The following is a 26,077-nucleotide window of genomic DNA, read 5'->3' on the forward strand; positions in this document are numbered from 1 at the left end:
GATTATTTTATAGGAGAAGGCATATGAATTCTGTTCTTCTTATTAAATGTATCATTAGTGGTTTTCTTCTCGCCGCTCCGATTGGACCGGTCAATTTAATCTGCATCCGCTACACCTTAAGTGAAGGGCGTATATCTGGACTTGCTATCGGCATGGGAGCTGCATTAGCCGATGTAGTATATGGTTCTTCAGCGGCAGCAGGACTCAGTGTTCTAACTGCCTTTATTCATCAGTACGATGTAGCCTTTCGCTGGGGAGGCGGACTATTCATTATGTACCTTGGATTTCTAACATTTCGCGCTACCCCCACACCCAACGACAAGAATAAGAAATGCAACCGTAACCTTTATAACCAATTTGCAGGGATTTTTCTCCTTACACTAACCAATCCTGTTACTATGTTTACTTTTATCGCTGTTTTTTCATCCTTTGGCATTGCAGTTCTTGTGACAGATCTATTTACAACATTTCTAGCTGCTTTAGGGGTTTTTATTGGCTCAGCCCTTTGGTGGATTGCTCTCACTAGTATTGTATGTCATTTTCGCAGCAGAGTGACCCCATCCATCATAGTCCTCATTAACAAATCAGCAGGTATTATTATAGCCTTACTAGGCATCGCTTCTATTATAGGATTATAATTTTATAATAGAAGCAGTGCCTACTCTTTAAGTGGCAAACATTGAATCTTTTCTTTGTAGATGGAATGGTACACCCAGAAAGCATTGATCAATAATAATGCTCCTGTAAAGAAAAATACATACCGAATACCAAAAGCAGCAGCTATTTGACCACCGAGAATGGAACCTAAAAACATACCTAAAAACTGGGCAGACTGGTTATAGCCAAAAGCGCGGCCAGCAATTGCATCCGATGTACTTTGTTTAATAAGACTATTAATGGAAGGCAACAGCCCTGCTGTAGCGATTCCTAGCAAAAACCGCAGTATCCCCAGCTGCCAAGAGTACTGTACAAACGCTTGCGGGATAAAAAGTATTCCTGCCATAATTAATGCTGCTAGTAGCACCTTTTGCGGTCCAATTTTATCTGAAAGTTTTCCCAACCTGGAAGCCGCTAGTATACTCGCAAGTCCTGAAGCAGCAAAGACTGCGCCTGAAATAAGAGCAATATGAGACATATCTGAAGTTAACTGGGTAATATAAACGGTTATAATCGGCTGTATTGACATAAGGCCTAACTGCAACACAAGGGTGGTTATGAATAAACATATCATTACTTTCGGATTAGGAAGGCAGTTCCAAACTTGATGGAAATTGAGGACTTCTTGCTTTTCAATAGATTTTTGTTCTTTAACCAAGAAGAAAGATGCAATAAATGCAATAAAGCACATTACCCCTATGAATATAAATTCTTCTCGAAACCCAATTACCTCTGCTAAGTATCCTCCGAATAATGGTCCTAGCAAAGTACCACCCACTTGTCCACTGAAAATAACTCCCAAAGCCCATCCAACTCGTTCTTTTGGCGTTTGCGTAGCAACTAGAGTAACAACTGCCGATTGAAAGCCTGAAAGGGCTCCTTGCAGCATACGCAATCCTGTCAGTTGATATACATTTTCCGCAAATCCCATACATGTCATGATAATTGATAACCAAAGGCTGGCTCGTAGAATCATAGATTTTCGTCCATACTTATCTGCGAATTTCCCCCAAATAGGAGAAAATATAGCTAAACTAATAAAATTACTGCCATAAACAATTCCGGACCACTTGGCAATTGACGCTGCATCATGGATACCAAGGTGATCGATATAAAGAGGCAATATGGGGGCCATCTGGCTCATTCCCGATGACACAATAAAGACGGCAAACCAACAAGCCCATAAATTTTTTCTCCAGATTTCCATGTAACACCTGCATATCTTTAATTTTCTTCTATCCTAACTCACAACAAAATTAATTACCTTATGCCCATTTCATTATAGTACCACCATTCGGAGAGTGTGACAAATAGAAAACATGTTTCTAATAGAGTGTTCTTAAAAATAAAAAACGCTCAACCATGTAAGGTGTGAGCGTGACGAGTACATTTTTTAATATATAAAGAGCCCGTAATGATCTACGCTACAGCCAATACCGATCATTACATACCTATACGCAATCTTTCGACTACCCACAAGCATTACACAACCGATACTGACCTTTGCTCGACTGCCACAGATACCTACCGAACCGGTCGCAATCTCCCGACAACGGCCGACCCCTATAGCTTCAGCACCCATGACAGTCTTAGCTCGACCGTTATACATCCCTTTTGACCATACGACAACAGTTGGGCTGCCGCACAGCCTTACAAGACATATAACGATCTGCCCGCCGACTACTGCCGAACCTTTCGACCCGACAATAATCTTTGGCCGACCAATACCGAACCCTTTTAAGATCCGGCACCAGTCTTGGCTCAACCATTACGAACCCTCTACAATAAATAGTATGGCCTAAATGCAAAATGCAATGCGTGGTAAATTTTAGATAGTTCTAATCTATCATTTCCTTAACTTTTGCCTTTAATCCTGCCTCACCTTGAGTGACAAGCACTTGATAAGACCGCATAGCCGAAAATTGAGAAAACACATAATTACGAAAGTAATTAAATTTTTTACCGTTTAACTCCTGGTCGCTCATTTTATATTCCTGTTTCGCAATATTTTTTAAAGCTGGCAATGTCCATTTTACGGCTGGTCCACTTAAAACCCAGTCATGGTCACCTAGATGAGTAACGAAATTCTCTTGGCGGCGAGGAATCGGTAAAGTACTACCATCTGCTGACAAAAGACCTTCCCGTATAGGATCTTTATCGGCGATTATGCTAGCCGCTTTAATCCACTCAACTACTTCTGCCTCATCTTTATCTGAACCAGGATGATTGTGAGCGCAAGCTTGGGCCACAACGACTTCTGGCGAAAAACCGCGATAAATCGACTCAGCAATACCTAATACGTGGTGAGCCCCCTGCCCAGCAAGGGTAATCTCTTTTAGACTAGTTCCATCCTCCTGCCATTGAAAGACCCAGGGCTTATGCAAATCATGCAGAGCTTGGGCCGCAATAACAATATCTCGGTCGAGTTTATAGTCAAAAGTTTCAAAATATGCTTGATACACATTAAGGGACGATCGTATGTTGAATGCAGTGTGTGTTGCCAAACCACCTGGATAGGCATGATGACTCATATATCCACTCCCAGGAGCAGCGAAAAAAGGTTGCGAAGCCTTTTGGATATTTTCATTGGGTGGTAAAAAATCCATTACCCCAATCGCATCACTTACATAATTAGCAGCAACTAATTTTTGCCATAACATCCTTTTTGCATCACTAGTAGTGTATCTTTCCATAAATGTAGGGGCAGGATTATGAATGACTTGTAATACTTGATCGCGTAATGCCTGATTTTTTATTTCACCACAAATTCCAGTAATATAACTATAAGCAGATTGAACCAAATTCGATCTTTTAGCCATGTCTAACGGAGTTAGATTCAAACATTGATCAAGACCAACTTTTTCCGTTTTTAAAACTTGGGCCCAGGAAAGATTAGGTAGTGTAGCAACCATCATCGCGGTTGCTGTGCCCGCAGAAACTTGCAAAAATCTGCGCCTTGAAAGACCATCCTTGTCATTAAACTCTAGTCCCATAACATGCACCTCCCATTATTTTCTATCCTGATTGTAATATTTTCCTTTCCTCCTATTGTTACTTATAGGTAAATATTTTGTTAACTCTCAACTTGTAATAAGAAAAACGCTACGCGTCCTTTTTGAACCACAAAGACACAAAGGTCACAAAGAAAACATTGGATACGGAGGGCGTAAAGGATTTGAACCACAGAGGCGCAGAGGACACAGAGAATGGGAGGTGTTCGTATGGCAAACCATATTATAAATGCTACTCTGCGCCCTCTGTGGTGCTCTGTGTTCTCTGTGGTTCAACGTTTACCAAAGCAGCAAACGCTACGCGTCCCTTGTTGAACCACAAAGATACAAAGGAGTTCTATCCATTTCATTCCCATCTTCTTTGTGTGCCGCGATAGCGGCATTGTGCCTTTGTGGTTCAATCCTTTTAACTAGAAACTTATAAATTCTGATACCATAAAAAAAGTCCTACAAGATAACACCCTGCAGGACTTTATCCTTTTTTTACTTTAAAACTGAATTCTTGGCCCTAATCTTACCTACCAGCAATACTAAAGCTGTAATTGCAAGAGGAATCATGAAGTCTGTTAACTCAGAAAGATGTCGTAAATAAGTCCCGACAATCTGATCATTCATGATCATCCCTCCAGCTGTCCAAGCTAGAATAGCGGCTCCAGCGTAGACAAGTATAGGGTAGGTCACCATCCAGGCCGAAATCCATTTACTACCCCAAATTACAATGGGAACACTAATTAATAATCCGAGTATGACCAAGAGCATGTTGCCATGAGATGCACCGGCAACAGCAATCACATTATCAATCCCCATAATTGCATCTGCTACAATAATTGTCTGAATCGCCCCTGCAAGGCTGGAAGAAGCACTGATATTTTCATGGGAATCATCTTGCTTAACTAGTTTAATTGCTACAGGAATCAATAAAATACCACCAAGAACTTGTAAATAAGGAATACGAAGCAACCATAAGGCAATTATCGTCATCAGTGCACGAATGATAATGGCACCGAAAGTCCCCCAGTAAATTGCTTTGGTACGTTGCTCCTCTGGCAATTTCCGCGATGCTAGGGCAATTACGACTGCATTATCACCGGCTAAAACAATATCGATAGCTATAATTGATAAAAGAGCAGTTAAAAACTCCGCCTCAAACATACTAGTAAACATGATAAAGACCTCCTCTATTTTTATATACAAAATAGACCTTGCCTCCTAAGAGACAAGGTCTTGCATCAATAGTAATATTGACAGTACAGCCGGAGAAAATACTCGTAATGACGACATGTACCATAAAGCTACTCCCCTTGCAGGAAATAAGAAATATTTTGTTATAGTTCATTATAGCACAAAAGATTAACTTGGCAATTATTATTCCTCTATACCTCCAAAGAAAGAATTTCTTATTCTTTAAATTTTCCAATACTAATCTTATCTGCTACGCTATACTATTCGCAAATCTAAAGGAAGTCTACTCTTTTCTGAAAAAATTTTATAGACCTATAACTAACAATCTACAAGAATGCATCAAGTTTTACAAAATGTTTACGCAAAATTTCCTCTGCCTAGGTCCATCAAACTCACAGAAATAGATGCCTTGCCAAGTTCCCAAGTACAAAGTTCCATTCACAATGGGGACACTGACTGATGATCCAACTAGAGAAGCTTTCACATGGGCTGGTGAATTTCCTTCACCATGCTGATAGGCTAAATCTGGTACCATATGATTTAGAGCAAGCAACATATCCTTTACTACGTCCGGATCCGCATTTTCATTTATCGTTACCCCGGCTGTCGTATGAGGCACAAACACATGACATAGACGTTTCTCTCCATGACACTGCTCTACAATCTGGGCCACCTGCTTAGTAATAGTAACAAAACCTTCAGAAGGAGTTTGGATGGTAAACTCTTTCAACATAATTAGCCTCCTATAAATAAGAATTCCCTACTAGCCTGCTCAGTTCTTTATTATTACAACTCAATCGTAGTTTGAAAAAGAATGACTGCTCTGCCACCAATTTTAACCTCTACTGGTTCGCCTTCTTCCATCTTTACCTGGACTTCTACGATTCCACTACGACCAATTGCCTTGCCTTGTTCTCCTTTAAACGAAAAAGAATGATTATTATGCTTTACCAAATCATGCTTTATTAGGTATGCCCCAAGAGGTCCGTTAGCATTACCCGTCACAGGATCTTCAACAATACCAATTGCTGGAGCAAACATTCTTCCATGAGTTAAAACACCTGGCATTTCAGCATCTAAGGTAAAAACAAAATATCCATTGCAGCCAATTAATGCACTTAGCTTGCCTAATGAAACCATATCTGGTACTAAGGAATCTAATTTTTTTCTTGAGTTAATCCCAATCATAACTTTAGAGTGCCCCGTTGATACAATTTGGATGGGGCAGCGCTGGTCAAGATCTTCTTGCGTTAATCCTAATGCTGCCACTATGTCCTTCTTCTCTTGTCCTACTATAGGCTCGGCAAATTCAATCTTGCCTTGCGTCATTACGATTAAATAACCCTGTTCTTCCTTAATAATTTCAACTGGCAATATACCGATACCAATTTTGTGTGATATCGTTGAAGAAGCCATCTGATTTACAGTAGCCCGAACAAAATGAGCAGCTATCGTAGCATGCCCACAAACTGGCACCTCCGTCGTGGGGGTAAAGTATCGAATTTTAAGATCATGGTCTGAAGCGTCTGGCGAGAAAACAAATGCAGTCTCTGAATTGTTCAGCTCCCGGGCAATTGCTAACATTTGTTTTTCAGAAAGCCCATCTGCATTTAATACAACTCCAGCAGGATTTCCTGTAAATTTTTCCCTAGTGAATGAGTCAACCTGATATACTTGATATGTTTTCATACTATATCCCTTCCCTCCATGAACACATAATAGTTATGTATTCTATTCATGCACCAATTCTTCTTAATCAAACAAGTATTTTATTATTATTTATTTACCATTACATTACAAACTCCTGCAAATCTCTTTATTGTATATATACGAACTCCAGCAAGTAATTCTTGCTGGAGTTTGTGCGTTCTCTTTGTAGTAATAGTAAAATAATTTTTACCAATAAAGGTATTGACATTTTCTCAACAAGTTAGTATTATAAATAAGGAGTTAGGAATAATAATTATTAACAAGGAGAGATTATTAATGAAAAGATTTATCTGTGCAATCTGTGGTTATGCTCACGAAGGAGAGAATGCTCCAGCATCCTGTCCTCAGTGTAAGGCTCCTGCTGAAAAATTTATTGAAAAATCAACTGCTGGTTTAAACTGGGCAGATGAACATAGAATTGGCGTTGCTGTTGGGATTGATCCTGAAATCGTTGAAGGTCTGAGAATGAACTTCGTAGGTGAATGTACAGAAATTGGTATGTATTTAGCAATGAGCCGTCAAGCTGACAGAGAAGGCTTTCCTGAAGTAGCGGAAGCTTATAAAAGAATTGCCTTTGAAGAAGCCGAACATGCTGCAAAATTTGCTGAACTGCTAGGTGAAGTCGTACATCCTTCCACTAAGAAAAATCTTGAACTTCGCGTTGAAGCTGAATATGGTGCTTGCGAAGGAAAATTAGGCTTAGCAAAAAAAGCGAAACAATTGAACCTAGATGCAATCCATGACACTGTACATGAAATGTGTAAGGATGAAGCTCGTCATGGTGCTGCTTTTAAAGGTCTTTTAGACAGATACTTCAGTAAATAAGAAAAGACTTGGCTTGTGCCAATTCCTCGGATGCAGACAGAAGCCTTAGTCGTTCTTACTTGGAATCAAGAAAGTGTTATACTTTCTGATTCCGTAAAATAAACAAGCAAAAGCATTGGATTTTTTCCAGTGCTTTTTTTTATTGAAAACTAGTGTCCCCAAAATAAATAGTGTACTATTATCAGATATATATTCTTACATTTATTGGTACTTGCATATACTATATCATCACACTCCCCAGTCACTAGTAATAGGAGGTAAGCAAAAATGTTCGATTTAAGAAACGTATTTTCCTTAGGCATGAATCATACCGTACAAAAATTGGTTAATGAATCAGACACCGCTACGCATTATGGCAGAGGTTCATTGGGAACATTAATTGCGACTCCCGCATTTGTATCCTTAATGATCGACGCATCAATCGCGACAGTGGAAAATCGTCTACCAGAAGGTTATGTGACAGTAGGAACCTCCTTTGAATTTACTCATGATGCTCCTACGTGCATGGGTATGACATTACGATTAAAATCGACTCTCGTTGAAGTCAATGGTGAAAATCTCATTTTTGACATTGTCGCCTCTGATGATTATGGTGATGTTGGTCGCGGACGGCACCAACGTGCCGTTGTCAATCGTCGGCGTCTATTTGAAAAAGCAGATCAGCGGATTAGCAACTCTTAACCGCGCTATTGACACAGCTCGCAAAAAAATCCGTCTCTGAGCAATAAGCTTGGAGGCGGATTTTCTCTTGCGTTATTATGGCGGCCTTGCTTCATATTATTTAATAGAGAGTATTGGTTGTCCGGTTTGAACTGATTCATTTACTTTAACAAATAATTTACTGATCACACCATCAGAGGCTGCAAGAATCGGATTATGCATTTTCATAGCTTCCATAATAAGTAGTTCCTGTCCTTTCTTAACGCTGTCACCCTCTCGCACCCTAATTTCAATAATTTTGCCGGGCATCGGCGCTGCCACGTTCTCACCCCCGCCCCCTGCTTTCGAAACGGATTTAATTATAGGCATAGGTGCAGGTGCAGATACTGGAGCTGCATTGATAATGTTTGCTGTATTTACCTTCTTTTTTTCTACAAGAACATCGTAAGATTTCCCATTTACAATAACAGTATAGTTTGTCATAGTAGACCTCCTTATCTATGTGCTTCTTCTATCTGAGTAAATTTTGTCGCCCAATGAGTGTCCAATTTTGGGCATACTGTTTAATTTGAACTACTTCAAAATCTCCACTTCCCGTAAACTCCTGAATAGCGGCAGTAATCACCGCAATTAGATATTCTTCTTCGGAACCATCTATTAGTTGCGGTGCCAACGGAGCGCATTCGGATTCATCACTTTCTTCTATACTTAGTTCCTCACTGGATCTTTTTTTTATCACTACAAGTAAGCAGATGATACCAAGGAGCAAAAATAGCCACATCATACCTATCGCCTCTTCCCCTATTTATCATTTTTAGCTTTCCACTTACGGGTGGAAAAGAAATAGTATCCTAGAGTTACTACCAATGCACAAACGAATGCTGTCGTATTCATTGTTTTCACCTACCTTCATCAATCAACCTATAACAAATTCCACTTTATTTAACTCCGATAAGCGCTAACATGATACCACCTGATATGGCAGTACCAAAAACACCTGCAAGATTAGGTCCCATCGCATGCATAATCAAAAAATTATACGGATTTTCTTTCAGACCTACCACGTGAGAAACGCGTGCTGCAATCGGCACAGATGCAATCCCAGCTGAGCCAATTAATGGATTAATTTTGCCACCGCTAATCCAGTTCATCACCTTAGCACCAATCACGCCTGAAGCTGTCCCGCCAATAAAGGCGATTAATCCAAGGAGGATGATTTGTAATGTTTTTATGTTGAGAAATTGATCGGCTCCCATGGTTGAGCCAACGGCTACCGTCAATGTTATGGTAATTACGTTCATCAAGTCATTCGCTGCCGTACTTGCCAAACGGTCAACCATTAACACTTCTCTTAGCATATTGCCAAGCATCAGCATAGTAATCAAAGGAGCAACTGGGGGCAGCAAAAGATTTACAATGATGGCAATTACGAAAGGAAAACAAATTTTTTCTAGACGGCTAACTGTTCGACCTTGTTTCATAACTATTTTTCGTTCTGCAGGAGAGGTTAAAAGCCTCATGATTGGCGGCTGGATCAGGGGCATCAAAGCCATGTAAGAGTACGCCGCCACCGCAATCTGCGGCAATAAATGAGGGGCAAGTTTCATCGTAACAAAGATAGCCATTGGACCATCAGCGCCGCCAATAATACCAATTGCACCAGCCTCAGCCAATGTAAACCCCAATGCTTTTGCCCCAATAAGTGCAATAAATATACCCAAATGAGCTGCCGCACCAAGGATCATCAAACTAGGATTGGCTATCATCGGACCAAAATCTGTCATAGCACCTACTCCCAAGAAGATGAGAGGTGGAATAATAACCATCTCAACTCCTTTATAGGCGTAGTAGAAGAGTCCACCTGGCTGGGTAAGATCAGATCCAGGTACATTGGCAACAATACAAGAAAATCCAATACCAAGCAGCAAAAAGGGCTCATATCTGCGGGATAGTGCAAGATAAACAAGTACTGCCCCTACGAGTATCATAAAAATATTGCCCCACCATATTTGAGCCAGTCCAGTTTGTTCTGCAAGGCTTATCATAAGAGATGATATTTGCTCGAACATTTGCTTTCCTCCTAAAGTTACAATTATAAAGAAGACTTGATTTAGATGAGTGTTAACTCCATCTGAATCTTAGTTGCACTTATCCAGGGACTTAGCCGCTCTTAACTCCCACTTATATAAGTGAGCCTTGGATTCGAAAATCCTTAGAGCGAACTTACTTCGAGTTTACAGACTGTTATCCGGACCAGAGGGCAGGATATTACAGGCTGTTAACGAGATAAGTGAGCCTTGGATTCGAAAATCCTTAGAGCGAACTTACTTCGAGTTTACAGACTGTTATCCGGACCAGAGGGCAGGATATTACAGGCTGTTAACGAGATGAAGATGGGAGTCTTAGAGCGGTTTAGTCATCGGATAATTTCCTTTTAGTGTCCACCTCTTAACTGACTGTCGTCAAGATGTCCAAGTTTGTTCAAGTAAGGAAAGATGTATAACACAAGACTAATACCCCAGATAATAACAAAACTCAAGAAAAAATCAATTACACTAAGAACATAAGCACCTTCCATAGTATCTGGTATTGTCATGAACATTCACTCCTTTCTATAAGTAATAATTGCTGACATACAACGGTATTTGTTCACTTAATAATACTACTGCCAAATACAGGAAAATATGATTAGTAAATTACTATTTTTAAACCTAATTTATTTCTTTCTGTAAACAAAAAAACTATCCACGATAAACGTGAATAGTTTTTATTTGTGCTGTCTTTAACCGACTCTTTTAATTTATTGTACCAATCTAAACTTATGAGATTGTGGATGCCATCCACTATCACTAATATAGATTTCTCTACGAGGGATAGGACGACCATCTATAAACAGATCAAAATCAATAAAACTAGCATTTTCAACGCGGAAGTTTATCCCATCTGATCCACCAGTAGTAGCAAATCTAAATTGAATCTTATCATTCTCGGAATTTATTTCACGTCCGCCAAAAGAAAAATGTCTTCTGTTATCCTCTGAGGATCTAAGCCAAGGTTTTCCGTCCTCATCTGATACTCTAAAAGCGTCTCCTCTTTCTAAGCTCTGCGGCCTAATGTGATGAAAATTTCCATTTGTTCGAATGACTCCAGTAAAAGTATGCTCTTCACTGCGAGTTGTTGTCCAAATATGAAAACCATATTCGTCTTGCCAAATATAGTATCCTTTTGCTCCACTCATTTGAAATTGATCTGGTTTACCTTCTATGTTTGCAGATCCTGACCATGCAAAAACACTTCCTGTAAAGGACATCATAAGCACCAATGTCATTACCAACCATTTCTTCATATCAATCTACCTCCTTTATGAACGGTGAAACCAGGAAAAGTAAAAGGAATCATGATTTTCATAGCTTTCATGATTTTCCCGGAAACTAATAAATACACCATCAGCCATATAACCAACACTCACTATTTCATCATTTGTATTAAAGAAGAATACTGCATCTTTTACGTAATGCCCATGATGCCAGAATCCTTCATGACCTGACCATCTATAGGCACGTAATCCAGGGAATCTATCGTCCATGTCTCGATCATAAACCCGTTCAAGATGATAATTTCCTCTCATAGAATCGTAACGTTCATGCCATGCAAAAGGTAGACCTCTCTCAGCTTCCACGTCATTATGGTGGGTACGATGCCATCCATTATCATGATTTCCCCGATCCTTATGCCCATGAGCAGCACTTGCCGTAACAGACATCATCATAAGAACGGATATGGTTAAAATAAGCATTACTATTCTTTTCATTTTAATAGCCCCCTCTTGTTTTGTATAATCTCATAGAAAACAATCTTTTAGCTTAACAATGTTCCTATCACACCCTTTCTAGACTAATCAGTCATAAGTGATTAAAAAAAACTACAACGAGCTCAACCTCTACTGCTATAAGCAACGTACCCACTAGACAATATTTTCATCTAATCTCTCATATTGGAGTTATTTCTATTATGAGGAAAATGTATGACAAACTTGTGACAACTTCACCTCTTCAAACATGGAAATTGTAACCAATTTCTCTCACGATTCCCCCATCTTTTCGCGGGGACGGTTCTTTCGAGTGGTTTCCATTTCTTCATCCGATATTCTATTGTTTCAAAACAAGGATCCTGCAATGTTTGCTTACATGCAGGATCTTATTGCTATAGCTTATTAACGACTCTCATCGATTATTATTAAAAAATACAATCTTTAAATAACTCTAACCTTACTACAGTATTATTCGGGACTACGATCTGCTAACAGCAATGGCAGTTCTCCTCGCATTGCCAGTATAAGTCGGTTTTCAACCTCGCACCAATTAATTAAATGTAACCATTTTTTAACATATTGCTCACGATCGTATTGATAATCAAGATAGTAGGCATGTTCCCAAACATCGATTACCAATATGGGAATTGTTCCCCACTGGGTAAGGTTTTGGTGTTTCTCTGCCGTAAGAATCTCCAAATGCATAAAAGCTGGATTCCAGACGAGTATCCCCCAGCCAGATGCTTCTACTTTTATAGTTGCCGACACAAGCTGGTCAAGAAATGCATCAAAACTTCCAAAGTATTTATTAATTTCTCTCATTGTACATCGACCAGGCTCACTGTCAAATTCTACAGGTGCCATAATTGTCCAATAAATGCTATGCAGAATATGCCCTGACCCATTAAACGCCAATTCATTTTCCCAATATTTTATGAAGGTAAGATTATTTTGCCGCCTAGCTTCTACTAGCGCTAACTCAGCCTTATTTAGCCCATCTACATAAGACTTGTGGTGATGATCGTGATGAAACCTAAGGGTGTCAGAGCTAATAATTGGCTCAAGTGCATCATAAGGATAAGGCAATGGCGGTAATTTATGTCTACCTGGTGGAATATAATCATTGATTACGTTGTTAGCCAATATTATTAACCTCCTTTCTTAATTTAAACGCTTCTATTTTTTATTATATTTCGCTAACATATGAGTGGTTACAAAATAAGAAAAGACTTGGCTTAGGCCAAGTCCTCAGACGCAGGCAGAAGCCTTAGTCGTTCTTACTTGGAATCAAGAAAGTGTTATACTTTCTGATTCCGTAAAAAAACGTTACGCGTCCTTTCTGAACCACAAAGACACAAAGGTCACAAAAGGGTTCTATCCATTTCATTCCCATCTTCTTTGTGTGCCGCGATAGCGGCATTGTGTCTTTGTGGTTCAATCTTTTAATTAGAAACTTATAAATTCTGATACCATAAGAAAAGACATAAATGAAGGCCTCTACTTAACGGAATTTCATTTGTACCACTTCATAATACTGGAAGCCCAGGTTAATCCTCCTCCAAAACCGACTAATGCAATAATATCACCTGGCTTAATTACCCCCGATTTTACAGCTTCATCAAGAGCAATGGGAACAGAAGCCGCCGATGTATTTCCATATTTATCAACGTTTACCACAACTTTTTCCATTGGTAAACCCAGCCTTTTCGCTGCTGATTTAATAATCCGAATATTAGCTTGATGTGGCACAAGATAGGTTACGTCAACAGGAGTAAGATTTGCATTCTGCAAAGCTTTGCTTGTAGTTTCTCCCATTATCTTAACTGCAAATTTAAATACCTCGTTGCCATCCATCTGAATATAATGTTGTCTTTGTAATACAGTTTCAGCCGTCGCAGGGTTACGCGAACCGCCAGCCGGCACCTTCAGAAGCTCTGCACCACTGCCATTTGAACCCAAATCCACTCCTAAAATCCCATAACCCTCCGGCGTTTCACCTAAAACAGCAGCCCCAGCGCCATCACCAAATAACATTCCAGTCTTACGATCACTCCAATCTGTAATTCTGGAAAGGGTCTCTGCTCCGATTACTAATACTTTACGATAAACACCTGCTTTGATAAATTGACTACCGGTTACCAGGGCGTAGATAAATCCAGAGCAAGCTGCAGAAACATCAAAAGCAGCTGCATTTATTGCTTTTAAATTATCTTGCACCAAACATGCTGTTGCAGGGAACGCCATATCGGCGGTACCTGTTGCAACAATAATCAAATCTATTTCTGCAGCAGTAATATTAGCATCTTCTAATGCCTTTTGAGCCGCTTTCGTGGCTAAGTCTGACGTAGCTTCATTCTCTGCTGCGACATGCCGTTTGCGAATACCCGTACGCTCAACGATCCATTCATCAGAGGTATCCATTACTTGTTCTAGGTCCTTATTCGTCATAATCTTCTCAGGCACATAAGACCCTAACCCAATAATACCAACGTATTTATTATTCACGCGATAGCCCTCCCTTGTTTATGTCCGTTAGTTATTTCAACATTACTAGTATTTTTATTATATCACCTGGTACTAATACCAGGCAATAAAACTTTAGTACAATCCAAACATTTCCGCAAACTAGTGTAACTCTTCTAAAAAAAAATGGAAGAAATCGTTTTACGACTTCTCCGCTTTTTTTATTTCAGATTCTTTCTTTTTCTTGTCATTCAGAAGCGCTATGTCAACGATCATCTAAAGACCTAATAATTCGAGATTCTTTTGATCCACTATACCAGTTATCTTGATCCCCTTATCATATTGGAATCGCTTCACGGCCTCTTCTGTATCTCTGTTAAAAAAACCATCCGCTCTGCCTTCCAAGTAACCTAATTTTTTCAATTTAGCTTGTAGTAGAACTACATCTGCACCAATCGTCTCACTCTTAAGCACACGTTGTATAGGAAATTTCTTGCCCTCAATACGTACAGGTGTACCTACTGGTACCCATTCAAAAAGTTCTTCAATGTCTTGGTTGCGTAGGCGAATACAACCCTGACTGATAAAATGGCCGACACTCCACGGCCGGTTAGTGCCATGAATGCCATAGCCCCCCCATGGGACGTCAATGCCTAGAAAACGTGTCCCTAAGATATCAGCTGACCGATAGGCTTTCCAAATTACTATCCACTCACCAATCGGGGTTGGTGTACTACTTTTACCAACCGCTATACGGTATTTTTTATGTAATTGTCCATCGCTATATAGTTCTAGAATGCGTTCTGAAATTTTTACAACAATAGTTACTTTTCCTGTAGGTGCTGTCGATGTTTGATTAGAAATAGATGCTAATTCCTGTTCATCCCAGTATTCAATTCCTACTATACCCACAAACAAACTAAATAGCAGCAACGAAGCAATTGCGAAATAGGTGCGGCGCCAATTTACTTTTATAGAATATAAATTAACCATATCATTCCTCCTGACAGCTATCATTACAATGTATATGCAGAAGGCAGGAATATAATCATTTAAATTAATGAGATAAATCTCTACCATAATTTACATGCCTGTAAAATCTTTCTATTAAGATAACTCTATCAGCATTATTTCCTATAATTTTTCTAACAACCATCCCTTTTCAAGAACATATGTTCTGTATTATAATAAAGATAAATAAGGAGCTGATTTTACGTGGATGTTTTTGAGAAGCTGAAGATTTTGACCGATGCAGCTAAATATGATGTGGCCTGCACTTCCAGCGGCGTGAATAAAAAAACTGCACCCGGAGGAATTGGCAGTGCAGCCGCAGCCGGCATCTGTCACAGCTTTGCAGGGGACGGACGGTGTATTTCACTACTAAAAGTGTTGATGACGAATGTTTGCGCCTATGACTGTAAGTACTGCGTTAATCGTAAGTCAAATGATACGCCCCGGGCTTCCTTCACGCCACGTGAACTAGCAGAGTTGACGATTAATTTTTATCGACGCAATTACATTGAGGGCCTTTTCTTGAGCTCCGGCGTACTGAAAAACCCGGACTATACAACAGAGCAAATGATTGAGGCTCTGCGTATCTTACGAGAAGAATATCGCTTCTCCGGATACATCCATGCCAAAGCCATTCCTGGAACAGACAGTACTCTCATTTCCCACCTTGGCATGCTGGCAGACCGTATGAGTGTAAATATTGAGCTGCCCTCTCAGAGCAGTTTGCAAATATTAGCACCAGATAAGTCAAAACATTCTATTTTGGCACCTATGGGATACATTAAAAACCGGATACAAGAAAACTCTACAGATATCATTAAGTATCGGCATGCCCCTAAGTTTGTACCTGCGGGACAAAGCACGCAGATGATTATCGGTGCTACGCCAGATACTGATTTTCAAATTTTAAATTTAACGGAAGGCCTTTATAAAAAATATAAGCTAAAACGCGTCTTTTTTTCTGCCTATATGCCTGTAGCCGAAAATACCATGCTTCCTACTATAGATACAAAACCGCCACTCTGGCGTGAGCATAGGCTTTACCAAGCGGATTGGTTACTTAGGTTTTACGGCTTCGCAGCAAACGAGCTACTCGATCAAAATCACCAAAGTTTTAATCCTTATGTAGACCCAAAATGCAATTGGGCTCTCAATCACATGGAGTTTTTTCCGATGAATGTAAACCGTGCGCCCTATAGCGATTTACTACGGGTGCCAGGCATCGGTGTAAATAGCGCAATGCGAATTGTAAAGGCTCGGCGCACGGCTACACTCAATTTTGATGGTCTTAAGAAACTGGGAGTTGTACTTAAAAGGGCTCAATATTTCATCACTTGCGGCGGCAAAGCCCTCGAAGGTTTAAAAATCACACAAGATGCGGTATTACGCTCTTTAATGTCGGAAAAAACGTATCTTGAAAATTTTCCTCACCAGCCTAAGTCAGAGCAGTTATCTCTTTTTGAACAGCTACCGATGATCCAGTCTTCATTAACACAGGAGGACATACTAAAATGTTTGACCAGTCCAACTTAATATATCGCTATGATGGAAGCTTTGACGGGCTGCTATGCTGCGTGTTTGAAAGCTATGATCAAAATGAAATCCCTGTAGATATTGTTCTGCCCGTCTCGCCCGAAACGATGCTCTTTTCTATGAAAGAAATAAGGACTGATTCCCCAAAAGCAAATCGCGTGCTAGCTTCCATTCCGAAGAAAATGGGCGTCGATGCCCTTGATTTCGTACGGCGGGCCTTTTTAACCTGCCTTCCTAAAAAGGAGCTATACATCCTTTTATTCCTGCGTTTGGGCTATCGACATGGCCCATCCGTGATGAATATGCTAACTGACGACGTAGTAGATAAGCTGGTTAAAGCCGTTAAACATTTAGATAAAGAAAGTCACCTATTAAAAGGCTTCCTCCGCTTTTCTATTTTTAGCAATATCCTCGTGGGTGAAATCGAACCAAAAAATTACGTACTCCCTCTAATGTCACAGCATTTTTGCGAACGATATCCTGAAGAGCGCTTTTTAATCTACGATAAAACCCATGGTATGGCACTGGTATATCAACCTTACCAATCTGCTGTTATTCCCATTGAAGATCTTGAGCTGCCGGAGCCAGATGAGACGGAGCAATCTTATCGCGAACTGTGGCGCCTTTTCTATGATACTATCGAAGTAGAGGGTCGCCATAATCCGAAATGCCGAATGAGTCAAATGCCAAAGCGTTATTGGAAATATATGACAGAGTTCGGCAGTTCGCAAAAAACTTCTCCATTAAAACTAGAAAATACCACCAAACTCCTTATACCATGACTTTGGCCTTCCAGGCACCGCTTTTCCAACGCCATAGCATACATAACCCGCGAAGCCACTCATCTACCAGCATAAGAGCCCAAATAGCTGGCAGACCAAATCCTAAAACTACCCCTAGATAATATCCTAGCCCAATGGTAACAGACCACATGGAAAGTATAGCAACGATAACAGGAAAATTGACATCTCCTGCTCCCCTTAAACCATAAATAAAGACAATGTTAAAGGTTCTCCCTGGTTCTAACAAAGCATCAATTGCAAAAATCATCGTGCCAAGGGTAATAATCGCAGTATCTTTCGTAAAGATCCCGATAAATTGATACCTAAATAAAAACAACAGTAAACCAATTACCCAGGCAGAGCCAAAAGCAATCAAGAAATTATGCATCCCAGCTTTTTCGGCCTCTGCAAACTTTTTGGCACCTACTAATTGTCCGATCATGATAACATTAGCCTGTCCTATAGCTAAGGAAAATAAAAAAGCCATTTTAATAATAGACCATGCATAAGTCCGCGTTATATAAGCATCTGCACCCAAATGAACAATAATAATTGTCATTAGCACCGTTTGACTCATATTGTAAGACATGTTCTCCATGGCAGAAGGGAAACCGATCTTTAACAGTTGTTTCAATTGTGCCTTAGGAAATTGAAGTAAATGACGCAGAATATCAAATTTGAGGAGCTTGGTAAACAAGTATACCAATGCAGAACATACTGCAATCCCCTTACTTATTACAGCTGCAATAGCAACGCCTTGAACTCCCATCGCCGGAAGCCCTGCCACTCCGAGGCCCAATACCACAGATACAATCAAGTTTAAAACATTCATAAACGACGTAACGGCAAGGCATTGCCTCGTTTTGCCAAAACCCTTGAGAATTGCATCAACCGACGATAACAATGCATCAAAAAAAATAAAACCACCTGCCAAGCGCAGATAGGTATGAGCGTAAGATAATAAATTATCAGCAATCCCCATAAACATCAAGATCTTTTTCCCACCAAATAATAGGGTCATACTGGCCACCATACCCAAGATAGCAGTAAAAAATAGGGATACAGCTGCTACCTTATCAATTTCTTCTGGCCTTTTAGCGCCTACATTCTGTGCCACTAACACCGAGGTTCCTATAGAAATAATTGCAAATACCAAAAGAAAATTCCATAAAATTTGAATGGTCGCTTCCACAGCGGCCGCCGCAACGCTGTCATACTTGCTTAATATAAATACATTGACAAACCCCACCAATGTAATCAGAAACAATTCTAAAAATATTGGCCAGGCTAGTTTAAATAACGATAATTGGTTCAAAGTCATCTCCCCCAAATTCCCATAAACACGATGTAAAGTATAATTTATTTATCCTATCAAGAAACGGTGATATTGTCAAAGTTAATTAAATTGTTTAATCAAGCCCATCCAACGTTTGTAGTTCTGTTATTAGTACTTTTCATTGAAAATTTCATGTGATTATGTGATATTGTTTTATGCGATCGGTAACTATAATCGTTAAAGACCCAGTAAGAATATAAGGGGTGCTACAATGATTACCGAAAATGATAAAATTGCAGACGTGTTAACTAAGTATCCTCACTTGAAAGAAAAGCTGATACAACGATCACCTAAATTCTCCAACCTAAGCAATCCCATTGTCTTTAAAGTAGTAGGTAAATTTGCTCAGATTAAAGATGTAGCCAAAAATACAGGCGAAGATTTAGAGGAACTATTATCTTTCTTGAATCAGCATCGAAGTGAATAATGGTCAAGTAGCAAATTACAAAGTCCTGCAAGGCCTCTTGCAGGACTTTTCCTATTGAGCCCACCATAATCATTGTATGTTAACCAATTTGTTTTATATAGTTGACTACACGATCAGATTAATTTATACTTTTTCTTAGATATTGTGAATTTTAACACGAAAAATATGATTTACTGTAGTATGGAGGAAAAGAATGACTAAAAGAAATCAAGTAACTGACTATGTTTATGCAGCACTTTTCGCAGCATTAATCGCTGTGCTTGGACTGGTTGCCATCCCACTACCAATCAGCCCTGTTCCCATAACAGGCCAATCTTTGGCAATTATGCTGACAGGCAGCATCTTAAACGCTAGACAAGCCGCCTTTAGTGTCCTGACCTTTCTACTAATAGGTGCCGTAGGAGTGCCTGTTTTTGCAGGTATGACAGGAGGCATTGGAATCCTTGTTGGCCCTAGAGGTGGTTATTTGCTTGGATATTTGGTAGGTGCGGTTGTCATTGCCCTACTAAAAAAAGAAAATAGCAAATGGCGGCTGGCTTTAGCTAATGTAGTCGGCGGCATTCTTGTTGTTTATGCTTTCGGTGTCCCCTGGCTACATTTTGTTACAGGCATGGGATTAGAAAAAGCATTTATGGTCGGTGCCCTTCCTTTTATACCAGGAGATTTATTCAAAGCATTTGCAGCTACCCTCATCGCGGTTGCCGTAAATAGACAATTACAGAAAACCAGGCTACGCTAATGAGGCAAGTATATATGATCGGCGGTCTGAGAACACCAATCGGAAAAACTGGTGGATTTTTGAAGGATTTGCTGCCTGAGCAACTAGCTGCGTCAGTATTAAATGAAGTACTCGACAAATACAAATTATTACCTAATCATATCGACCAAGTCATACTGGGAAATGCGGTAGGCCCGGGTGGCAATATTGCCCGAGTTTCTGTACTGGAGGCCGGTTGGCCTTACAGCACCCCGGCATTAACCGTAGATACACAATGTGGCTCAGGATTAAGTGCTGTCAACTTAGCCTACGGCCAAATTTTGTCAGGTCAGGCAGAATTGATTCTTGCAGGAGGCGTGGAAAGTACCAGCATGTCTCCTAGGCGCCAGTTCAATCCTGCGGACCCTCGCTTTCAAGGGGAAAATGTATATTACGAAAGGGCCCCTTTTTCTACCCCTGCAGTGGGAGACCCTGATATCGGTGAAACAGCAGAGTATCTCGCTAAAAATATGGCTATCACTAGAGAAGCAATGGATTTATTAGCCCTTGAAAGTCATAGGCGAGCAACCCTCACCCAAGAACAAGGGCTTTTTAACGATATCATTATCCCTGTCAAAGCAGCAGGGATAATAATCAGCTCCGATGAATGTATTAGAAGCCGTATAACCCTTAAACTACTAGAAAGAATGAAACCAGTTTTTGTAGATGGAGGCAAAATCACAGCAGGAAATACCTGTTTGAAACATGATGGGGCTGCAGTCGTTTTACTTGCCTCTCCTACTGCTGTAAAAAAATATAATTTGCAACCACAAGCCATGATTACAGGAGCATCCACCTGCGGTTGTGACCCCAATGTCTTTCCTTTAGGGCCTGTTCCTTCCATTCAAAAATTATTGTTAAAAGGCAATCTGCAAGTGGATGATGTGGATGCTCTTGAAATAAACGAGGCCTTTGCCGTTAAGATATTGGCTTGTTGTCAACAGCTAGAATTTAGCCTGCAGAAGACAAATATTCTAGGAGGCGCATTAGCCTATGGACATCCTTATGGCGCCTCGGGAGCCATCATCTTATTGCATTTATTGAAAGCATTGCAACAAGTGAATGGCCGGCGAGGCATCGCTGCCATCGGAGCAGTAGGAGGCCAGGGAATTGCAACGCTAATCGAAAGGTGTTGAACAATGTGCTGATTCAAAATTGTATCAATGAAAGCTTAGGAAATAAAATTTGCCTTATACAAGGCAATGTACAGCTTACCTACCACGAATTCACACAACAAATAAATGACCTAGCTTATCGTCTGGCAACTGAGTTAAAAAAAGGTGACAAGGTATTACTCAAGCTTTCAAACCCTCTCGACCAGCTGCTCTATTTCTTTGGAATCTTAAAAGCAGGAGCTTCCTGCGTCTTCGTAGATTTAGCGACTCCAGAGGAAATATGTAAGAATCTAATGGCTACCCATAACATCAACATATATATGGATAAGAACTTTCCACTTCCCAGTAACAAAGTGTCTTCTCTGCCAGAGAGCAACGAACAGGACCTCTTTTTAGGAGCGTTAAGTTCAGGAAGCACTGGCACTCCTAAGTTAATATGGCGCAATCACGAAAGCTGGTTTCGGGCCTTTCCTAGCCAAAGTATTATTTTTCATCTATCAAATGCAGATACTCTGTATTTAGTAAGTTCCCTTTCTTACACAGCGAATCTAAATGCTTGCCTGCATATTCTTTATGAGGGCGGTACCGTGATCTTCTCGGGAAATAGCATGCCCCGCACCTGGGTACAAGAGATCATCGACCACCAGGTAACTGCGATCTTTATGGTTCCCGCTAACTACAAGATTTTGCTTAAGAATATAAAAACACCTCTTCCCCAGGTAACATCACTTGTAACTTGCGGCGCAAAAATGGATTTACCTACCGTTAAGGCTCTAGCAGAGTACTTTCCTGTTGCAGAAATCTGTGAGTATTATGGAGCCAGTGAACTTGGACACGTGAGTTACTCCACGAAGGAAGACCTTTTAGAGCGGCCTAATTCTGTAGGCAGAGCCTTCCCCCATGTAACCATCTCGATTGAGGATGAAACAATATGGGTAGAGAGCCCCTATGTAGCTCCAAGTTATAGACCCAAAGCAACAGTCGGAGATTTGGGGAAATTAGATACTAAGGGTTATTTATATTTATTGGGACGAAAACATGGTATGATTAACACAAGCGGTGTGAAAGTGATCCCTGAACAGGTAGAGACAGTCCTACTTCAGTGTCCTGGAATCAGCGAAGCCGTTGTGGGCGGCATTGATGACCCCATCAGGGGACAAAAAGTATGTGCATGGATTGTGAAGAGCAGAGCTGCTTTAACTGCAGCAGACATCTACGATTTTTGCAAAGCAAAAATGCGTTCTCACCATTGTCCCCAAAGAATCATTTTTCTTGACGAAATTCCAATGAATCAAAATGGAAAGATTGATAGAATCCGATTAAAAGATTCCATAATCAAGAAGACTTGATTTAAGAAAAGACTTGGCTTGTGCCAAGTCTTCAGACGCAGGCAGAAGCCTTAGTCGTTCTTACTTGGGATCAAGAAAGTGTTATACTTTCTGATTCCGCAAAAAAAAGGCCAGACTCTCTAGTGCTTGAGAATCTGGCCTTTTGCTCCTTTGGAGCCCATTCGCGTTACAATCCATTATGATGATCGGAGGTTTCTTAAGTGACAGATATTGAAACACTACTTCCCCAACGATACCCCTTTTTATTTGTTGATAAAATTATTTCAGCTGACCTGGACGAAATAATCGGGACAAAAACGTATGAAACATCCTTTTTATATTTCCAAGAGCATGCAGAGCATCAAAAAATCGTCCCCAGTACAATACTGATTGAATCCATCGTACAATGCGGCGGTGCAGGAATCAACAAAATAGGTCTCTGCAGAAAGTCTTTATGGGGATTAGCTTCTATCGAAAATGTACGTATTTTGGGTTTTGTCCAGCCTAACACAATGGTTAAAATGATTGTGAAAAACTGTAAAGTATCCGACAAAATACTAAAGCAAACGGGAACAGCTTACTGTAAAGGCAAGGCCGTTCTAGAAGCAACTTGGATGTGTCTAAGGCTATAAGTTTAATGGGCCATTTTCCAGCAGCCTATATATCATATGTGCCACGCCCATTTCATCATTCGAAAGGGACACATATTTAGATACTTTCTTTACTTCTTCTTCCGCATTCCCTACTGCTACACTCACGCCGACCTTCTTAAGCATAGAAATGTCATTATAGTTATCACCAAATGCCATTACCTCTTGCATGGCAACGTCCAAATGTGCCACCAATTGTTCCAATGCGTTGCCTTTTGAAACGGAGGGATGAATCATTTCAAAAATATTATTACCTGCTATAGTCATGGACATCCCCTCATAACTACTGAAATACTCCCGCCCCAAACTTAATTTATCGTGATCAAGAGTAATCGCTGAAATATTGCCAAAAGTGAGGTCTTGCTCCAGAATTTCATTAAAGTCGTTGATAAACACTGCACTATCTAATTTCAGAAATATGTCAATGCCTTCTTTAAGCTCCTCTGGCGTCATTTTCCTAACATGGTTTGTCGCATTATCATAATCACTGGTAAGGATTTCATTTGCATTATCCGGCATGTAAACAACATGATCCGTGCACAAGGTGTAGAAATAGTTACGATGTGCCAGCCAATCAAGGGCACCCTTTATATAGCTTTTTTCTAAACCAATCCCTTTGATCAGATTACCATCTTTATTATAAACAAAGGCACCATTGTTTGATATTACATGAGGTTTTAATCCTGCACGCAAACACAAGGCCAAAACGTTACCATAATTTCGCCCTGTCGCAATTGCAATTTCCATTCCTTTATCCTGAGCTGCTTTAAGAGCTCTTACATTTTCTTCAATGACTTCGTGCTTCGAATTCAAAAAGGTACCATCCAAATCAGATATGATAAGTTTCATAATACTTTACCTCACAAAAATAAATCATTAACTAGCTGATATCCCCTTCTGAAGCTTCTTCCATTACTGTACTTTCTAAACTATCAATTTGCCGACGCCAGAAATGCAATGAAGCTTGCATAATAGGGCCCACTAAAAATACAGCGACGAATGTTCCCATAGAAATGGGCCCGCCAGCAATCCAACCACAAAATAATGCAGTAACTTCCAGAAACGTACGTACTAAACGCACAGATTTCCCCGACATAGTAGCTAACACTAAAGTCAAGCCATCCCTTGGTCCGGCACCAAGTTCAGTAGCCACATACATACCTGATCCCCAGCCCATCAAAGAGACACCGCCTATCAACAGTAAAATGCTCTTCCATAACGCATTTGCCGCAGGCAGTATATGACTGCCTAATATCCAATTGAGAGAAAAACCGATCAAAAGAATATTGACCGCACTACCAACTTGAGGTTGCTTACGTTCTAAAAGTGCTGTTAATAAAACCATGCCTATACCAATGATTTGCACCCAGGTCCCAATCGATAGCACACCCTGTTTTGCTAAACCAATATGCAGAACGTCCCAAGATGCCACGCCTAAATTCGCCGTAATTAACGAGGCCGCTCCCAATGTCAGAAAAAATATACCTAAAATAAATATAACTACCTTTGCAGTCAATACGATAATATTTGACCGTAGGGAGGTTTTTTCAGTGTTATCCTCTTGTTTCATTTTCTTCCTTCTTTACCTTTACTATTCATTTATTCTTGAAGATTGTCCTTCATGTGCTGTAACACCCGAGTAAACACTTCTAAATCTGCCTTATCGATAGAAGTAAGAGCTTTTATTTCCAATTGATCTGAGATTTGATCCCAATGGGAAAACTGCTCATAAGCACGAGGTGACAAACGTACTTTGCGTTCTCGCCGATCGCTGCCTTCCTCCTTGATAACCCAACCAGCCTCTTCCATACGGGCTAAGGTTCTTGTGACAGTCGGCGGCTCAATGCTTAGATATTCACTTAATTCCTTCTGTGTACTGGAACCTTTTTCATACAAATATAAAATAAAGCCCCATTGGGAACTAAAAAGCCCAGTGTTCACCAAATCCTCATTAAATCGCTTCATGAACAACCGGGCTAACTGATTGACTCTATGACCATATAAAAACATAGATTACCTTCCACCCTCAGCAATTAATTACCTAGGTAATTATACGGTAGGAATAGCATTACGTCAACCTTCCCCAAAAACACCAATGACGTAATCACGTGGACGGTTCCATTGAGTCAAGGCAAACGCCTGCAAAATCTCATTTGATTTTTGCAGGCGTTTCCTTTTTGAATCGTGTTATTTTTTTATATTGTTAAGCACTTATAAACATTTCTTCTGTACTTACTTCAATCCCATTTTCCTTGAGAAGCTTCGAAAAAACGCCTTCTCCTTGCACTAATTTCCCGGAAAATGTTCCATCATAAATTCGGCCGCAGCCACAGGTAGGTGAATTTGATTTCAAGATAGCCTTCTTGCAGTGACTTAATAATGCTATCTCTAGTCCTATTTTTGCTCCTGTTATATAATCTTCCGTCTGATCCTGGCCAGTTGCCGAAACAATTTTCCCTTTGACTTGTTCCACTGGTGGACGTGGTGTTGGTAAGCCAGCAAGTATTTCTGGACAAATTGGGATAGCTTCTCCCTTTATCACCAGATCTACCACTTTAGGAATGGTCGCGGAAGATCCATTATATCTGCACTCTACTCCAGCTAAACAAGCACTTACTATGATCATAACATTCAGCCCTTCCCTTTCATTATTACTGCTTTCTCTCTTATTCATCTACTTAGCAAATAGAAATCTCATTACAACACTATTTACTCATAAAAATCCCAAACTCCTGCAAAAGCTTGTGTAGGAACTTAGTTATTCGGTTCTTACTTCCAGGTATTTGTCTTTTCATTTTTCTTTTTTTAAATGAGATTAA

General features: G+C 40.1%; 30 protein-coding genes. 10 read left to right on the forward strand and 20 right to left on the reverse strand.

The features are described 5' to 3' along the window. Positions 1 to 23: 23 nt before the first annotated feature. Entirely contained in the window at positions 24 to 638 is a 615-nt protein-coding gene (locus UFO1_RS16260) for a LysE family translocator (protein WP_038672511.1), read from the forward strand. A 20-nt stretch (positions 639 to 658) separates the two neighbouring features. Here UFO1_RS16260 and UFO1_RS16265 read toward each other — a convergent pair whose 3' ends face one another. The 6 genes from UFO1_RS16265 to UFO1_RS16290 form a co-directional block, all read right to left on the reverse strand. Continuing rightward, complete coding sequence (locus UFO1_RS16265; protein WP_038672513.1) at positions 659 to 1,864, reverse strand: multidrug efflux MFS transporter; 1,206 nt, start codon at positions 1,862 to 1,864, stop codon at positions 659 to 661. A 186-nt stretch (positions 1,865 to 2,050) separates the two neighbouring features. Then, complete coding sequence (locus UFO1_RS16270) at positions 2,051 to 2,422, reverse strand: hypothetical protein (RefSeq protein ID WP_236639224.1); 372 nt, start codon at positions 2,420 to 2,422, stop codon at positions 2,051 to 2,053. Between the two features lie 73 nt (positions 2,423 to 2,495). Then, positions 2,496 to 3,650 carry a twin-arginine translocation signal domain-containing protein gene (locus UFO1_RS16275; protein ID WP_038672515.1) on the reverse strand — a complete coding sequence of 385 codons (1,155 nt, stop codon included), beginning with the start codon at positions 3,648 to 3,650 and terminating at the stop codon, positions 2,496 to 2,498. A 501-nt stretch (positions 3,651 to 4,151) separates the two neighbouring features. Beyond that, entirely contained in the window at positions 4,152 to 4,832 is a 681-nt protein-coding gene (locus UFO1_RS16280) for a TerC family protein (protein WP_038672516.1), read from the reverse strand. A 364-nt stretch (positions 4,833 to 5,196) separates the two neighbouring features. Further along, positions 5,197 to 5,583 carry a secondary thiamine-phosphate synthase enzyme YjbQ gene (locus tag UFO1_RS16285; protein WP_038672518.1) on the reverse strand — a complete coding sequence of 129 codons (387 nt, stop codon included), beginning with the start codon at positions 5,581 to 5,583 and terminating at the stop codon, positions 5,197 to 5,199. A gap of 53 nt (positions 5,584 to 5,636) precedes the next feature. After that, complete coding sequence (locus UFO1_RS16290) at positions 5,637 to 6,539, reverse strand: PhzF family isomerase (protein ID WP_038672520.1); 903 nt, start codon at positions 6,537 to 6,539, stop codon at positions 5,637 to 5,639. Between the two features lie 297 nt (positions 6,540 to 6,836). On the opposite strand from UFO1_RS16290, the gene UFO1_RS16295 reads away from it, so the two are divergent. Then, complete coding sequence (locus UFO1_RS16295) at positions 6,837 to 7,385, forward strand: NADH peroxidase (RefSeq protein WP_038672522.1); 549 nt, start codon at positions 6,837 to 6,839, stop codon at positions 7,383 to 7,385. A 267-nt stretch (positions 7,386 to 7,652) separates the two neighbouring features. Next, positions 7,653 to 8,066 carry a thioesterase family protein gene (locus UFO1_RS16300; RefSeq protein WP_038672524.1) on the forward strand — a complete coding sequence of 138 codons (414 nt, stop codon included), beginning with the start codon at positions 7,653 to 7,655 and terminating at the stop codon, positions 8,064 to 8,066. Positions 8,067 to 8,162: 96 nt separating this feature from the next. Here UFO1_RS16300 and UFO1_RS16305 read toward each other — a convergent pair whose 3' ends face one another. From UFO1_RS16305 to UFO1_RS16340, 9 genes are all read right to left on the reverse strand, one after another. Next, positions 8,163 to 8,528 (reverse strand): biotin/lipoyl-containing protein, encoded by a 366-nt coding sequence (locus tag UFO1_RS16305; RefSeq protein ID WP_038672526.1) that lies wholly within the window; start codon positions 8,526 to 8,528, stop codon positions 8,163 to 8,165. Positions 8,529 to 8,556: 28 nt separating this feature from the next. Further along, positions 8,557 to 8,829, reverse strand: coding sequence for a hypothetical protein (locus UFO1_RS16310; RefSeq protein ID WP_038672528.1), 273 nt, complete (start codon positions 8,827 to 8,829; stop codon positions 8,557 to 8,559). 154 nt (positions 8,830 to 8,983) lie between these two features. After that, the gene (locus UFO1_RS16315) at positions 8,984 to 10,114 is read right to left on the reverse strand and encodes a sodium ion-translocating decarboxylase subunit beta (protein WP_038672530.1); all 1,131 of its coding nucleotides are present in this window, start codon (positions 10,112 to 10,114) and stop codon (positions 8,984 to 8,986) included. Positions 10,115 to 10,479: 365 nt separating this feature from the next. Further along, positions 10,480 to 10,641 carry a hypothetical protein gene (locus tag UFO1_RS25480; protein WP_173406226.1) on the reverse strand — a complete coding sequence of 54 codons (162 nt, stop codon included), beginning with the start codon at positions 10,639 to 10,641 and terminating at the stop codon, positions 10,480 to 10,482. Positions 10,642 to 10,845: 204 nt separating this feature from the next. Then, positions 10,846 to 11,391 (reverse strand): hypothetical protein, encoded by a 546-nt coding sequence (locus UFO1_RS16320; protein ID WP_038672531.1) that lies wholly within the window; start codon positions 11,389 to 11,391, stop codon positions 10,846 to 10,848. A gap of 15 nt (positions 11,392 to 11,406) precedes the next feature. After that, complete coding sequence (locus tag UFO1_RS16325; RefSeq protein WP_038672532.1) at positions 11,407 to 11,856, reverse strand: hypothetical protein; 450 nt, start codon at positions 11,854 to 11,856, stop codon at positions 11,407 to 11,409. A 468-nt stretch (positions 11,857 to 12,324) separates the two neighbouring features. Next, the gene (locus tag UFO1_RS16330) at positions 12,325 to 12,999 is read right to left on the reverse strand and encodes a superoxide dismutase (RefSeq protein ID WP_038672535.1); all 675 of its coding nucleotides are present in this window, start codon (positions 12,997 to 12,999) and stop codon (positions 12,325 to 12,327) included. 369 nt (positions 13,000 to 13,368) lie between these two features. Further along, entirely contained in the window at positions 13,369 to 14,361 is a 993-nt protein-coding gene (locus tag UFO1_RS16335; protein WP_038672537.1) for a beta-ketoacyl-ACP synthase III, read from the reverse strand. Between the two features lie 234 nt (positions 14,362 to 14,595). After that, complete coding sequence (locus tag UFO1_RS16340; RefSeq protein ID WP_038672539.1) at positions 14,596 to 15,312, reverse strand: L,D-transpeptidase family protein; 717 nt, start codon at positions 15,310 to 15,312, stop codon at positions 14,596 to 14,598. A gap of 222 nt (positions 15,313 to 15,534) precedes the next feature. On the opposite strand from UFO1_RS16340, the gene UFO1_RS16345 reads away from it, so the two are divergent. Beyond that, complete coding sequence (locus UFO1_RS16345) at positions 15,535 to 16,863, forward strand: putative DNA modification/repair radical SAM protein (protein WP_038672542.1); 1,329 nt, start codon at positions 15,535 to 15,537, stop codon at positions 16,861 to 16,863. Continuing rightward, a complete protein-coding gene (locus tag UFO1_RS16350) occupies positions 16,842 to 17,645 on the forward strand; it encodes a TIGR03915 family putative DNA repair protein (RefSeq protein ID WP_038672544.1) in 804 nt (267 codons plus the stop codon). The genes UFO1_RS16345 and UFO1_RS16350 overlap by 22 nt, the downstream gene beginning before the upstream one ends. On the opposite strand, the gene UFO1_RS16355 is transcribed toward UFO1_RS16350, so the two are convergent. Then, complete coding sequence (locus tag UFO1_RS16355) at positions 17,635 to 18,960, reverse strand: MATE family efflux transporter (RefSeq protein ID WP_051788971.1); 1,326 nt, start codon at positions 18,958 to 18,960, stop codon at positions 17,635 to 17,637. The two genes, UFO1_RS16350 and UFO1_RS16355, sit on opposite strands and share 11 nt — an antisense overlap. A 232-nt stretch (positions 18,961 to 19,192) precedes the next feature. Between UFO1_RS16355 and UFO1_RS16360 the strand changes: the two genes are divergently transcribed. The 5 genes from UFO1_RS16360 (at position 19,193) to UFO1_RS16380 (ending at position 23,240) form a co-directional block, all read left to right on the forward strand. Next, positions 19,193 to 19,408, forward strand: a complete 216-nt coding sequence (locus tag UFO1_RS16360; RefSeq protein ID WP_038672548.1) for a DUF1858 domain-containing protein — start codon at positions 19,193 to 19,195, stop codon at positions 19,406 to 19,408. A gap of 193 nt (positions 19,409 to 19,601) precedes the next feature. Then, positions 19,602 to 20,147, forward strand: coding sequence for a biotin transporter BioY (locus tag UFO1_RS16365; RefSeq protein WP_038672549.1), 546 nt, complete (start codon positions 19,602 to 19,604; stop codon positions 20,145 to 20,147). Between the two features lie 14 nt (positions 20,148 to 20,161). Continuing rightward, entirely contained in the window at positions 20,162 to 21,301 is a 1,140-nt protein-coding gene (locus tag UFO1_RS16370) for a thiolase family protein (RefSeq protein WP_236639225.1), read from the forward strand. Positions 21,302 to 21,306: 5 nt separating this feature from the next. Then, on the forward strand, positions 21,307 to 22,629 hold the full coding sequence (locus UFO1_RS16375) for a class I adenylate-forming enzyme family protein (protein WP_038675299.1): 1,323 nt from the start codon (positions 21,307 to 21,309) through the stop codon (positions 22,627 to 22,629). A 200-nt stretch (positions 22,630 to 22,829) separates the two neighbouring features. Then, the gene (locus UFO1_RS16380; protein WP_038672554.1) at positions 22,830 to 23,240 is read left to right on the forward strand and encodes a 3-hydroxyacyl-ACP dehydratase FabZ family protein; all 411 of its coding nucleotides are present in this window, start codon (positions 22,830 to 22,832) and stop codon (positions 23,238 to 23,240) included. On the opposite strand, the gene UFO1_RS16385 is transcribed toward UFO1_RS16380, so the two are convergent. From UFO1_RS16385 to UFO1_RS16400, 4 genes are all read right to left on the reverse strand, one after another. Next, entirely contained in the window at positions 23,235 to 24,107 is an 873-nt protein-coding gene (locus UFO1_RS16385) for a Cof-type HAD-IIB family hydrolase (RefSeq protein ID WP_038672556.1), read from the reverse strand. The genes UFO1_RS16380 and UFO1_RS16385 overlap by 6 nt on opposite strands. Before the next feature lie 31 nt (positions 24,108 to 24,138). Beyond that, complete coding sequence (locus tag UFO1_RS16390) at positions 24,139 to 24,828, reverse strand: YitT family protein (RefSeq protein ID WP_051788972.1); 690 nt, start codon at positions 24,826 to 24,828, stop codon at positions 24,139 to 24,141. A gap of 29 nt (positions 24,829 to 24,857) precedes the next feature. Next, positions 24,858 to 25,268 carry a MarR family winged helix-turn-helix transcriptional regulator gene (locus tag UFO1_RS16395; protein WP_038672557.1) on the reverse strand — a complete coding sequence of 137 codons (411 nt, stop codon included), beginning with the start codon at positions 25,266 to 25,268 and terminating at the stop codon, positions 24,858 to 24,860. A 193-nt stretch (positions 25,269 to 25,461) separates the two neighbouring features. Then, entirely contained in the window at positions 25,462 to 25,884 is a 423-nt protein-coding gene (locus tag UFO1_RS16400) for a DUF523 domain-containing protein (protein ID WP_038672559.1), read from the reverse strand. Between the last annotated feature and the right edge of the window lie 193 nt (positions 25,885 to 26,077).

It is taken from the genome of Pelosinus sp. UFO1, from assembly GCF_000725345.1.
Lineage (GTDB): Bacteria > Bacillota > Negativicutes > DSM-13327 > DSM-13327 > Pelosinus.

Coding starts and splice junctions, on each gene's coding strand:
- UFO1_RS16260 (WP_038672511.1), top strand. CDS start 24: ATGAATTCTGTTCTTCTTATTAAATGTATCATTAGTGGTTTTCTTCTC.
- UFO1_RS16265 (WP_038672513.1), bottom strand. CDS start 1,864: ATGGAAATCTGGAGAAAAAATTTATGGGCTTGTTGGTTTGCCGTCTTT.
- UFO1_RS16275 (WP_038672515.1), bottom strand. CDS start 3,650: ATGGGACTAGAGTTTAATGACAAGGATGGTCTTTCAAGGCGCAGATTT.
- UFO1_RS16280 (WP_038672516.1), bottom strand. CDS start 4,832: ATGTTTACTAGTATGTTTGAGGCGGAGTTTTTAACTGCTCTTTTATCA.
- UFO1_RS16285 (WP_038672518.1), bottom strand. CDS start 5,583: ATGTTGAAAGAGTTTACCATCCAAACTCCTTCTGAAGGTTTTGTTACT.
- UFO1_RS16290 (WP_038672520.1), bottom strand. CDS start 6,539: ATGAAAACATATCAAGTATATCAGGTTGACTCATTCACTAGGGAAAAA.
- UFO1_RS16295 (WP_038672522.1), top strand. CDS start 6,837: ATGAAAAGATTTATCTGTGCAATCTGTGGTTATGCTCACGAAGGAGAG.
- UFO1_RS16300 (WP_038672524.1), top strand. CDS start 7,653: ATGTTCGATTTAAGAAACGTATTTTCCTTAGGCATGAATCATACCGTA.
- UFO1_RS16305 (WP_038672526.1), bottom strand. CDS start 8,528: ATGACAAACTATACTGTTATTGTAAATGGGAAATCTTACGATGTTCTT.
- UFO1_RS16310 (WP_038672528.1), bottom strand. CDS start 8,829: ATGATGTGGCTATTTTTGCTCCTTGGTATCATCTGCTTACTTGTAGTG.
- UFO1_RS16315 (WP_038672530.1), bottom strand. CDS start 10,114: ATGTTCGAGCAAATATCATCTCTTATGATAAGCCTTGCAGAACAAACT.
- UFO1_RS25480 (WP_173406226.1), bottom strand. CDS start 10,641: ATGACAATACCAGATACTATGGAAGGTGCTTATGTTCTTAGTGTAATT.
- UFO1_RS16320 (WP_038672531.1), bottom strand. CDS start 11,391: ATGAAGAAATGGTTGGTAATGACATTGGTGCTTATGATGTCCTTTACA.
- UFO1_RS16325 (WP_038672532.1), bottom strand. CDS start 11,856: ATGAAAAGAATAGTAATGCTTATTTTAACCATATCCGTTCTTATGATG.
- UFO1_RS16340 (WP_038672539.1), bottom strand. CDS start 15,312: ATGGTTAATTTATATTCTATAAAAGTAAATTGGCGCCGCACCTATTTC.
- UFO1_RS16350 (WP_038672544.1), top strand. CDS start 16,842: ATGTTTGACCAGTCCAACTTAATATATCGCTATGATGGAAGCTTTGAC.
- UFO1_RS16360 (WP_038672548.1), top strand. CDS start 19,193: ATGATTACCGAAAATGATAAAATTGCAGACGTGTTAACTAAGTATCCT.
- UFO1_RS16365 (WP_038672549.1), top strand. CDS start 19,602: ATGACTAAAAGAAATCAAGTAACTGACTATGTTTATGCAGCACTTTTC.
- UFO1_RS16370 (WP_236639225.1), top strand. CDS start 20,162: ATGATCGGCGGTCTGAGAACACCAATCGGAAAAACTGGTGGATTTTTG.
- UFO1_RS16385 (WP_038672556.1), bottom strand. CDS start 24,107: ATGAAACTTATCATATCTGATTTGGATGGTACCTTTTTGAATTCGAAG.
- UFO1_RS16390 (WP_051788972.1), bottom strand. CDS start 24,828: ATGAAACAAGAGGATAACACTGAAAAAACCTCCCTACGGTCAAATATT.
- UFO1_RS16395 (WP_038672557.1), bottom strand. CDS start 25,268: ATGTTTTTATATGGTCATAGAGTCAATCAGTTAGCCCGGTTGTTCATG.
- UFO1_RS16400 (WP_038672559.1), bottom strand. CDS start 25,884: ATGATCATAGTAAGTGCTTGTTTAGCTGGAGTAGAGTGCAGATATAAT.